Genomic DNA, 9,092 nt, shown 5'->3' on the forward strand with positions numbered 1-9,092 from the left:
TCCGACCCGCACACCGACACCGAGAAGGACTCTCCCGATGACGATGACCCCCGAGCAGGCGACCTGGTTCGCCGGCACCTTCGACCGCCTCGTGCAGAACGTGGGCCTGGCCGTGCTGGGCAAGGACCACGTCGTGCGACTGACGCTCATGGCGATGATCGCCGAGGGTCACGTGCTGCTCGAGGATGCCCCGGGCACCGGCAAGACCAGCCTCGCCAAGGCCATCGCGGCGACCGTGCAGGGCACGCACCAGCGCATCCAGTTCACGCCCGACCTGCTGCCCTCCGACGTCACCGGTGTGACGATCTACGACCAGGAGACCCACAAGTTCGACTTCCACAAGGGGCCGATCTTCGCCTCGATCGTGCTGGCCGACGAGATCAACCGCGCGAGCCCGAAGACCCAGTCCGCGCTCCTCGAGGTGATGGAGGAGTCGCGCGTCTCGGTCGACGGCGTCACCCACGAGGTGGGCCGCCCCTTCCTCGTCATCGCCACGCAGAACCCCATCGAGCAGGCCGGCACCTACCGGCTGCCCGAGGCGCAGCTCGACCGCTTCCTCATCAAGACGAGCATCGGCTACCCCGACCTGGCCTCGGCCGAGCAGATCCTCGCCGGCTCCTCGAACCGCAACCCCTCCTCGACGCTCTCGGCCGTCATCACCACCTCGGCCGTCGCCGACATGGCCGATCTCGCGGGCACAACGCACGTCGACCCGGCCATCCTGCGCTACACGGCGCAGCTCGCCGAGGAGACCCGCACCGCATCCGAGACCCGCCTCGGCGTGTCGGTGCGCGGCGCCATGGCGCTCATCCGCGCCGCCAAGGTGTGGGCCGCCTCGCAGGGCAGGCACTTCGTGCTGCCCGACGACATCAAGGAGCTCGCCGGACCGGTCTGGGCCCACCGCTTCGTGCTCGACGCCGAGGCCGAGTTCACCGGCGCCACCGCCGAGAAGGTGCTGGCCCGGGTGCTCGCCGACGTCGCCGCGCCGCAGTCGAGGCAGCCGGCCTGATGAGCGCCGGCGTGCAGACGCCGCAGCGCCCCACCCGACCGAGGCGGGCGCAGCGGGCGAAGACCTCCGCGACCCGCCTTCGCGCGCCCTTCGCGCGCCCGCTGGGCTGGGTGCAGACGAGCGGATGGCCCCGAGTCGTCACCGCCACGGCCCCGGCACGGCGGGCGGTCGGCGAGGTGGCCGGCCCTGCCCTCCAGACCACCGGGCGCGTGCTCGGCCCGGTGTTCGGCACGGTCTCCGGCTTCGGCTGGTCGGTGCTGGTGGCGACCGTCGCCGCATTGGTGGCCGGGTTCGCGTTCGGCTGGCGGGAGCTCGTGGTGGTCGGCTTCGTGCTGCTCGCCGCCCTGCTCATCGCCGTGGGCTTCGCGATCGGCCGCTCGGCCTACGCCGTGCGCCTCGACCTCGCCCTCAACCGGGTGGTGGTCGGCGAGCGCGCCGTGGGGCGCATCGCCGTGACCAACACCGCCAACCGGCCGCTGCTGCCGGCCCGCATCGAGCTGCCCGTCGGGTCGGCGTTCGCGAGCTTCCAGCTGCCCCGGCTCGCGCCACAGGCCGAGCACGACGACCTGTTCAACATCCCCACCAGCCGCCGCTCGGTGATCGTGGTGGGCCCGGTGCGCTCGGTGCGCGGCGACCCGCTCGGGCTGATGCGGCGGGAGCTGCGGTGGACCGACCCGGTCGACCTGTACGTGCATCCGCGCACCGTTCCGCTCGGCGGCTCGGCGGCCGGTGTGCTGCGCGACCTCGAGGGCATCGAGAGCCGTGTGCTCTCCGACAACGACGTGTCGTTCCACGCTCTGCGCGAGTACGTGCCGGGCGACGACCGCCGGTACATCCACTGGAAGACCTCGGCCCGCACCGGCAAGCTCATGGTGCGCCAGTTCGAAGAGACCCGGCGCTCCCACCTGGCGCTCGGCCTCTCGACGAACCGCTCCGACTACGGCCTCGACCCGGTCGAGCAGAATGGGGGGCCGAACGCGGAGTTCGAGCTCGCCGTCTCGATCTGCGGTTCGCTCGGCATCGAAGCCATCCGCGAGGAGTTCGACCTCACCGTGCTCACCCAGCGCGAGACCCTGCAGTCCGGCACCGGCCGGCGCCTGCTCGACGAGCTCTCCGGCGTCGAGCGGGTCGACCGCACCGAGTCGATCGCGCAGCTGGCGAAGACGCTCGGCACCTCGGTGCCGCACGCGTCGGTGGCCATCCTCATCTTCGGCAGCACCGTGACGCCGTCGCAGCTCCAGGCGGCGACCGTGCACATCCCGCTCGGCGTACGCGTCATCGCCGTGAGCGCCCGGCCCGGCGCCGCGCTCTCGCTGCGCCAGATCGGCGAGCTGACCCTGCTCACCGTGGGCGAGCTCACCGACTTCCCGCTGGCCCTGCGGAGGGCGAACAGCTGATGAGCGAACGCAGAACCGCAGCCGCCGCCGCGGCAGCCGCCGCCGGCTCCGGCCCGGCGCGCACCCCGACGCCCCTCTTCCCGCCGCGCCCGTCGAACGGCCGCCCGCTCTCGTCGCTGCTGATCGACGCCGGGGTGATCGCGGTGCTCATGATCGTGGCCGTGCTCGGCTTCGGCCCGGCCTTCGGCGGCATCGGCTACCTCGTGGCCGGCATCGGCGGCATCCTCCTCGGCATCCTGATCGCCTTCGCCGGCTGGCGGATGCGCTGGAACATCGTCATCGTCGCCGCCCTCACGGTGCTGGTGTACCTCCTGTTCGGCGGCCCGCTCGCCACGCCGGACACGACCCTGTTCGGCGTCATCCCCACCCTCGAGACCGTGCGCCAGCTCGTGCTGGGCGTCGTGTTCTCATGGAAGGACGTGCTCACTCTGGTGACACCGGTGGGGGCCTTCCCCGCCGTGCTCGTGGTGCCCTACCTGTCCTCGCTCGTGGCGGCGGTGCTGGCCACGAGCTTCGCCATCCGCCTACGGCCGGGCCGCGCCGCCTGGGCTCTGCTGCCCACCGCCGCACTGTTCGTGACCGCCATCGCGTTCGGCACCCGCGAGGCCGCCTTCCCGGTGGCCCAGGGCCTCGCCTTCGCCGGCATCGCCCTGGTGTGGCTGGCGTGGCGCCGCCACGAAGCCCGCACCATCGCCGCCGCCGGCACCGCGGTCGGCAGCGGCGGCGGGCTGGCCGCCTCGGGCTCGGTCGACCCGGAGGCCGCGAAGAAGCTGCGCAGCACCCGCCTCGCACTCGGTGCCGGTCTCGTCGTCGCCTCGCTCGGCCTCGGCTTCGTGGTGGGCGGCGTGCTCGTACCGGCCTCCGCGCGGGAGGTGCTGCGCGACCAGATCGTTCCGCCGCTCGACCTGCACGACTACGCCAGCCCGCTGGTGGGCTACCGCACCTTCGTGCGCGACTTCAAAGAAGACTCCCTCTTCACCGTCACCGGCCTGCCCGACGACGCGCGCATCCGCCTCGCCACGCTCGACGCCTACGACGGCATCGTCTACAACGTCGCCGGCGACGGCTCGAGCGGCTCCGGCACCTTCGTGCGGGTGAGCGACGACATCGCCAACGACGTCGAGGGCGACCCCGCCACCCTCTCGTTCACGATGACCGGCCTCGACGGCGTCTGGCTTCCGGGTGCCGGCTACCTCGACTCGTTCGAGTTCACCGGCGACCGGGCGAAAGACCTGAAGGACGCACTGCACTACAACGCGGCCACCGGCGTCGCGCTCGACACGGTCGGCATCACCGACGGCGACAGCTACACCGTGGGCACGGTCATCCCGCCGCGCCTGAACGACGAGCAGCTCGCCGATCGCAAGGTGTCGAACATCCAGGTGCCGCGGGCGACCGGGGTGCCCGACGACATCTCCTCCCTCGCCAACGAGTACCTCGGCGACGCCGACACCCCCATCGAGCAGGTGCGCAACCTCGCCTCCGGGCTCAGCCAGAACGGCTTCTTCAGCCACGGTCTCGAGGGTGAGGCTGTCTCCCGCGCGGGGCACGGCGCCGAGCGCATCGCGAGCATGCTGAGCGCCAAGCAGATGGTGGGCGACGACGAGCAGTACGCGGTGACGATGGCGCTCATGGTGCGCTCGCTCGGCATGCCCGCCCGCGTGGTGATGGGCTTCTACCCCGACGAGTACGAGGGCACCGACGCCACCTACGACATCACCGGCGACCAGCTGCACGCCTGGGTGGAGGTGCCGTTCGACGGCGCCGGCTGGGTGGCGTTCGACCCGACGCCGCCCGAGGACCAGGTTCCGCTCGAGGAGGCGCCGAAGCCGAAGTCCGACCCCAAGGCGCAGGTGCTGCAGCCGCCGCCCCCGCCGCAGGAGCCGGCCGAACTGCCGCCGGACATCCGCACCCAGGATACCGACCAGGACGACGTCGACAAGGACGGCTTCGACTTCGGGCCGATCTTCTTGGTGGGCGGCGGCATCCTGCTGCTGCTCGTGCTCGTGTTCGGGCCGCTGCTCACGATCGTGCTGCTGAAGCTGCGCCGCCGAAACAAGCGGCGCCGGGCGGAGCGCACGGCCGACCGGGTGAGCGGCGGCTGGGACGAGATCGTCGACCGCGCCGGCGACCTCGGCACTCCGATCCCCGCCGGCGAGACCCGCCGCGCCACCGCCCTCGCCCTCGCGACCGCCTATCCGCAGGCACCCGTCGTCGATGTCGCGACGCGGGCCGACACGAGTGTCTTCGGCCCCGGCGATCCGTCGGAGCAGGAAGTCGAGCAGTATTGGACGGAGGTCGACGTCGTGGTCAAGAACATGGCGGCGTCGACGACGTGGTGGAAGCGCTTCGCAGCGGCCTGGTCGTTGCGCTCGTTCTTCCGCCGACGCCCGCGACGAGGAGGCCGCCCGTGACCGACGCCAGTACCTTCCCGTGCGTGCAGTGCGGTTCGGCCGTTCCGCGCAACGCGCAGTTCTGCCTCGTCTGCGGCACCCCGGTGTCCTCCCGCAGCCAATCGAGCGCGCTCGGCCAGGTGGGCGGGCAGGCGCCCGCCGCCGGCCACGACGGCGCGGTGATCGACGGCTGGCGCCCGGCACCGGTGGCGGCACCCATCGGCTACGCCGACATGGTGCCCTCGAACTACGGCCGCCGGGTCGTGGCGTTCCTCCTCGACGGCGTCTTCGGGCTCGTGCTCTGGCTCGTGGTGTGCGTGCCGCTGATCAGCCTCGGCGTCGTGCCCGTGGTGGCGGGCAACGGGCGCATCGGCGTGAGCGGCCCGGGCGCCGTGCTGCTGCTCGTGGTCGCCCTCGTCTACCCGCTGGCGAACCTGGTGCTGCAGTCGTTCCTCGGCTTCTCGCTCGGCAAGCTCATCATGGGGCTCCGCATCGTGAGCGCGCGCACGCTCGGCCGGGCCGGGCTCGGCTGGATGATCGTGCGCGGCCTCGTCATCGGCGCCGCGTCGCTCGTGGCCGGCCTCGGACAGTACGTGGTGTACCTCTCGCCGCTGTGGGACGACCAGAAGCGCGGGCGCGGCTGGCACGACAAGGCGGCCCGCACCTGGGTGATCGACGTGAAGGCGGGGCCGAACCCGCTGAAGGCGCTGCCCGGGCAGCTCGTGCTCGACCCGGCGTTCTGGGCGGCGGCACCGGCCGCTGCCTACGGGCCGTCGGATGCGGCGCCGGCCGGCCCCGCGCATCCGGCCGGCGCACCCGCCGGTGCTCCGTCCGCCGCGCCCGCTCCCCCGCCTGCCGTCACCTTTGCGCCGGAGCCGCTCGCCGAGCCGATCTCGTCGGTGCCGGGCTTCGCGCCCCAGCCCACGATCACCCCTGAGCAGCTGGCCGCCGAGGCGGAGTTCGAGAGCACGCGGCTGAGCGACTCCGGGCGGGTGCCCGGCACAGCGGGGACGACGGTGTTCCGGCTCGACACGGGCGAGGGCATCCCGATCACCCGGCACGGTGTCATCGGGCGCGACCCGGTATCGCCGGGCGGCGACCCCTCCGACCTCATCGTGGCGCTCACGGGCGACACGCTCTCGGTGTCGAAGACGCACCTCGAGTTCGGGGTCGACGACGGCGCGGTCTGGGTGAGCGACCGGGGGTCGACCAACGGGTCGGCCATCGTGCGCGGCGACGGCGCCGAGTATCCGCTCGATCCGGGTGAGCGGATCGCGGTGCTCCCGGGCGACCGGGTGCGACTCGGCACCCGGCTGATCGCGGTGGAGGCCGGATGAGCGGCGACCGCGACGGAATCGCCTCGAGCGAGCTGCGCCTGGCGGTGGGCAGTGCGACCCACACCGGGCTGCGTCGGCGCGCCAACGAGGACTCGCTGCTCGCCAACCGGCGGGCGCGCCTCGTGGAGTACGCGGTGCTGTCGCGCCTCGTCACCAAGGCCGACCTGCCGCTTCTCGACGCCCCCCACGACGACGCCGACGACCGGTAGACCGAGCCAGCATGCGCATCAAAGCCACCCTGAAACGCCCCGGCGGCAGCACCAGCAACCTCCAGATCACGGCCGACGCCACGGCGAGCGTCGCCGACATCGCCGAGGCGATCTACCTCGGCGACCCGCAGCGCGCCGGCCAGAACGCGACCCCGCCGGCCGCGCTCACACTGCAGGTCACCGGCGCGAACGGCGAGGCCCGCGCGCTCGACCCCAGCTCGAACCTGCTCGACTCCGGCGTGCGCTCGGGCTCGGTGCTCGAGGTCGCCCAGCACAGCGCCGGCTTCAGCGCCGGGCACACCGGGCCGGCGGCCGCCACCCTGCGCGTGCTCAGCGGGCCGGATGCGGGCGCCGAGTTCCCGCTCCCGTTCGGCTCGAGCTACATCGGCCGCGAGCGCGGCATCGACGTGCGGCTCTCCGACGGGCTGGTCTCGAAGCGGCACGCGCGCATCAACATCGGCGAGCACGTCGAGATCATCGACATGAAGTCGGCCAACGGCCTCCTGATGGGCGGTGAGCAGGTGTCGCGCACCCTGCTCACCTCGGCCGACGTCGTGGTGCTCGGCGACACCGCCATCAGCATCGTCCCGCTGCAGCGGCTCGGCGGCGCGGCGCCCTCCACCCCCGTCATCGAGTTCAACCGGTCGCCGCGCGTCGTGGCCCGCTACCCGGGGAGCGAGTTCCCGGCGCCGGTTCCGCCGAAGCAGCCGCAGCCCATCCGCTTCCCCCTGGTGGCGCTGGCGGCGCCGCTCCTGATGGGCCCCATCCTCTTCCTCGCCACCGGCTCGGCGCTCAGCCTCATCTTCATCGCGCTGAGCCCGATCATCATGATCGGCACCTGGGCCGACCACAAGATCCAGACGCGACGGCAGCTGCGCGACGCGATCAAGCAGTTCACCGCCTCGCTCGACGCGTTCGTGCACTCCCAGCACGAGAAGCAGCGGGTGCAGCGCGCGGTGCGGCTCACCGAGGCGCCCGCGGTCGCCGCGACCCTCGACGAGGCGCACCGTCTCGGCCGCCTGCTCTGGACGCACCGCCCCGAGCACGCCGCCTTCCTCACCGCCCGGCTCGGCCTCGGCACCGGCGCGAGCCGCGACAAGATCACGCTGCCGAACTCCAACGACGCCCTGCCGGAGTACTGGGCCCAGGTCGAGGAGGTGGCCGACCGCTTCTCGCGCATCGACGGGGTGCCGACCGTGGTCGACTTCCGCTCGGCCGGGGCACTCGGCATCGCGGGCGCCGGCGGCGAAGGCCCGGCCAGCAGGCACGGTGTGGCCCGGGGCGTGGTGACGCAGCTCGTGGGGCTGCACTCGCCGGCCGAACTGGCGGTCTGCGCCCTCGTCTCGCCGAGCTCGCGCGGCACCTGGGAGTGGCTCGAGTGGCTGCCGCACACCAGCTCGCCGCACAGCCCGATCGCCGGCGACCACCTCTCCGACAACCCCGGCTCGGGTGCCGCCCTGCTCGCCCGGCTCGAAGAGCTCATCTCCTCGCGCACCGCCGGGGCACCGAGCCTCCGCGGCGCGATCGACCTCACCCGCAAGGCCGACGGCGAGGAGCTCCCGCCGCCCCTCGTGCCGGCGGTGCTCGTCGTCATCGAGAACGACGCACCCCTCGACCGCGGCCGCCTCACCCGACTGGTGGAACGGGGAGCGGATGCGAACGTGCACGTCGTCTGGTCAGCGCCCGTCATCGACGACCTCCCGGCCGCCTGCCGCAGCTTCGTGAGCGTCGACGCCGACCAACCGGGCGTGCTCGGCGCAGCCGGCGTCGGCGCATCTGCCGCATCCGCCGTTCCGAACGGTCCCGGGGCTCCGGCCTCACCCGCCGTGGCCGCCGCCGCGACGGGCACGACCGGTGCGACCTCCGGCCAGGTGCGCCTCGGCGAGCACACCTTCCCGCTCGTCTGCGAGACCGTCGACGCCGAGACGGCGCACCGCCTCGCCCGCCGCCTCTCCCCCGTGGTCGACGTGGGAGCCCCGATCGACGACGACTCCGACCTGCCCCGCTCGGTCTCCTACCTCTCGCTCGTCGGCACCGAGCTCGCCGAGGTGCCCGAGGCCGTGATCGACCGCTGGCGCGAGAGCAACTCCATCGCCGACCGCTCCGGCGGCCCGCTGGTGCGCCGCAAGAAGGAGGGGTCGCTCCGCGCCCTGGTGGGGCATTCGGGCACCGAGCCGTTCTACCTCGACATCCGCAACCAGGGGCCGCACGCCCTCGTCGGCGGCACGACCGGTGCCGGCAAGAGCGAGTTCCTGCAGTCGTGGGTGCTCGGCATGGCGGCCGCGCACAGCCCCGACCGCGCCACCTTCCTCTTCGTCGACTACAAGGGCGGCGCGGCCTTCGCCGACTGCGTCGGGCTGCCGCACACCGTCGGCCTCGTCACCGACCTCTCGCCGCACCTGGTGCGCCGGGCGCTCACGAGCCTCCGCGCCGAGCTCCGCTACCGCGAGCACCTACTCAACCGCAAGAAGGCGAAAGACCTGGTGAGCCTCGAGAAGACGGGCGACCCCGAGACCCCGCCGAGCCTCCTCATCGTGGTCGACGAGTTCGCGGCGCTCGTGCAGGAAGTGCCCGAGTTCGTCGACGGCGTCGTGGATGTCGCGCAGCGCGGTCGCTCGCTCGGCCTCCACCTGATCCTCGCCACCCAGCGGCCAGCCGGTGTCATCAAGGACAACCTGCGCGCCAACACCAACCTGCGCATCGCGCTCCGGATGGCCGACGCCGACGACTCCAGCGACATCCTCGGC

General features: G+C 72.9%; 6 protein-coding genes. All 6 read left to right on the forward strand.

Going from position 1 to position 9,092, the window contains the following annotated elements; all coding sequences use genetic code 11:
* Window positions 1-37 precede the first annotated feature (37 nt).
* Window positions 38-1,009, forward strand: a complete 972-nt coding sequence (locus AC3WLB_RS16665; protein ID WP_492507866.1) for an AAA family ATPase — start codon at window positions 38-40, stop codon at window positions 1,007-1,009.
* On the forward strand, window positions 1,009-2,406 hold the full coding sequence (locus tag AC3WLB_RS16670) for a DUF58 domain-containing protein (protein WP_492507868.1): 1,398 nt from the start codon (window positions 1,009-1,011) through the stop codon (window positions 2,404-2,406). The genes AC3WLB_RS16665 and AC3WLB_RS16670 overlap by 1 nt, the downstream gene beginning before the upstream one ends.
* On the forward strand, window positions 2,406-4,820 hold the full coding sequence (locus AC3WLB_RS16675; protein WP_492507870.1) for a transglutaminase TgpA family protein: 2,415 nt from the start codon (window positions 2,406-2,408) through the stop codon (window positions 4,818-4,820). Before AC3WLB_RS16670 ends, AC3WLB_RS16675 begins: the two co-directional genes overlap by 1 nt.
* Window positions 4,817-6,136, forward strand: a complete 1,320-nt coding sequence (locus tag AC3WLB_RS16680; RefSeq protein WP_492507872.1) for an RDD family protein — start codon at window positions 4,817-4,819, stop codon at window positions 6,134-6,136. The genes AC3WLB_RS16675 and AC3WLB_RS16680 overlap by 4 nt, the downstream gene beginning before the upstream one ends.
* Window positions 6,133-6,345 (forward strand): hypothetical protein, encoded by a 213-nt coding sequence (locus AC3WLB_RS16685; protein WP_492507884.1) that lies wholly within the window; start codon window positions 6,133-6,135, stop codon window positions 6,343-6,345. The genes AC3WLB_RS16680 and AC3WLB_RS16685 overlap by 4 nt, the downstream gene beginning before the upstream one ends.
* An 11-nt stretch (window positions 6,346-6,356) precedes the next feature.
* Window positions 6,357-9,092: type VII secretion EssC family protein (locus tag AC3WLB_RS16690; RefSeq protein ID WP_492507874.1), on the forward strand; the 2,736-nt coding region annotated here is incomplete at its 3' end.

This window comes from Herbiconiux sp. FW305-C-125 (assembly GCF_058783455.1).